A 2,210-nucleotide genomic window follows, 5' to 3' on the forward strand; every position below is an offset into this window, starting at 1 on the left:
ACTAATTGCAGTTTAAATTCGGGTGTAAAAGTTCGACGTTGACGTGTCATAGTAGCACGCTCCTTAAGTTAATAGTCTAAGTTTACATCCCCTTATTTTATCTGTCCAACTTAGTGTAGCCTATCCATCTTCCGATTTGTCCCACACATAAATTTACACTTATTTACATCTATCCAGCCGTTTTTTGACTTATCTCGAACTTACCCCTCTTTAACTCCTCTTTAGCTTACCAAAGAAAAATTTGAAGACTATCGAATGTAACAAAACATCCATGTTAATAAATAGGGTAATCTACTGATCTTATTTATCACCGTTTTCTATCCAGCCTTTTTCTACAAACTTGATTGCCTTAATGGCAATCTTTTAGCCTTCAAGGCAACACGGGGTAGCGTCAGGAAAATGCGTATTTACAACGTTAAGCAAATTACAACATAGAAAATCGGCTCCTTACAACGTTTAGGAACCCGATTTTTTTGATTTGGCTTATTGTGTTAACGCCCCCGATAGATAAGAAGAAATCTTAAAGTTGGAGACCTAAATCATTTAAAGTCCCATTCAATATTTATCTGATTTTCTCAGCCAACTCTAAAATAATTCCCTCTGGACCACGAACGTAGCATAACTTATAGCTTTCTTCATATTGCTGTATCTCACTAAAGATTTCCGTGCCATTCTTTTTCAATCTTGCAACAATAGCTTCAATATCCTCAACAGCAAAGCAAATATGTCGGATACCCAGCGTATTTGCAAAAGGGTGCTGAATATCTTTTTCATCTGACGGCGAATAAAATTTAACCAGCTCTATCCACGTCTCACCATCTGGCATCCCCAATCCTACACATGCCGTTTTAACATCATTAAGCCCAACTATTCTGTCCAACTGTTCTCCATCCAATTCCCATTCCGCTTGCACTTGAAGTCCTAAATCAAGAAAAAAAGCTTTAGCCTCTGAAAGATCATTTACGTTTATACTCACATGATCTAATCTATTGATCTTCATATCTCATACCTCCTATGTTCCTATTATTTTCAATACCTTTATTCGTATATGGTTTGTTTGAAATTCTAATTCGCTTAAAACAGAAAATATCCTTCTTCAACAAACCTACCACTTAACAATCCCAATAGAGTAAACTCTATTGATACAATAACAAAATCTCTATAAATAAGGGCTGTTAATGTCCCATATGACTTGTATCAAAACCTTATCGTTGTAAATCTGCATTTTCCTGACGCTACCTCTAAGGGAATTAAAAAAGGTTAACTTTACCAATTCGGTGTGATAACATAAATTTAATCTTTTAAAAGAGGTGAGTAGAGTTGAGTAAAGTTGAGCAGAGTACAAAATTAGATTTAGAACGAATTATTTTTATTGGGAGAACCTTTGAAGAGTATTTTGATATGTTTTCACTATCAAAAGAAGAACTACAAGGAAAGAAAATACTCGATTGTCCAGCTGGAGCTTGTTCGTTTACTGCTGTCGGTAACAAATTAGGTTTAGATGTAACAGCTTGTGATATTGCGTATTATTATTCTGGTGAAGATTTGAAAAATAAAGGTCTTCAGGACATTAAACATGCTATGGAGCATATGGAAAAAGCCAAGAGTAATTATATATGGGATTATTTCAAAGATGTAGAAGGTCTTCGAAAACATCGTTTAAATGCGCTAAAAGATTGTGCGAACGATATGGCGAAATCAAGTGAAAGATACGTTCCCGTTACTTTACCTTCTTTGCCGTTTAAGGATGAAGAGTTTGATATAACTCTATCTGCACACTTTCTATTTATGTATGCGGATCGATTAGATTATCAATTTCATATAAAAACTTTAAATGAGTTATTAAGAGTTACTAAAGAGGAAGTTCGTATTTTCCCTTTAGTTGATTTGGAAGGAAAACGATATGAGCATTTAGATAAATTAATAGGTTATCTCGTTGATAATGGATACCAAATTGAAGAAATTAAAGTTCCGTATGAATTTCAGGAAAATGCTAACTCGATGTTAAAAATAAATAAAGGGTAACGAAAAAAGGGACAACGTTAAACATTGTCCCTTTTCAGTGCCTATAATATCGCTTATGTTGACTAGATTTGAACCATTTAGACACTAAAAACACTTTTAAATTCAATTATAGATTACTTAAAATCAAAAGATCCCTAAGCACTATTTGCAAAGGGATCTTCTGTAATAATTGTTGAATTCCTATT

At 33.9% G+C, this 2,210-nt stretch carries 2 protein-coding genes; one reads left to right on the plus strand and one right to left on the minus strand.

Features of this window, described 5'->3' with window-relative positions; genetic code table 11:
* Positions 1-562: 562 nt before the first annotated feature.
* On the minus strand, positions 563-1,000 hold the full coding sequence (locus K9V48_RS27790) for a VOC family protein (RefSeq protein ID WP_224142285.1): 438 nt from the start codon (positions 998-1,000) through the stop codon (positions 563-565).
* Between the two features lie 320 nt (positions 1,001-1,320).
* Here K9V48_RS27790 and K9V48_RS27795 point away from each other — a divergent pair, with 320 nt between their 5' ends.
* Complete coding sequence (locus K9V48_RS27795; protein WP_224142286.1) at positions 1,321-2,025, plus strand: class I SAM-dependent methyltransferase; 705 nt, start codon at positions 1,321-1,323, stop codon at positions 2,023-2,025.
* Positions 2,026-2,210 lie beyond the last annotated feature (185 nt).

It is taken from the genome of Metabacillus rhizolycopersici (assembly GCF_020075705.1).

Coding starts and splice junctions, on each gene's coding strand:
- K9V48_RS27790 (WP_224142285.1), bottom strand. CDS start 1,000: ATGAAGATCAATAGATTAGATCATGTGAGTATAAACGTAAATGATCTT.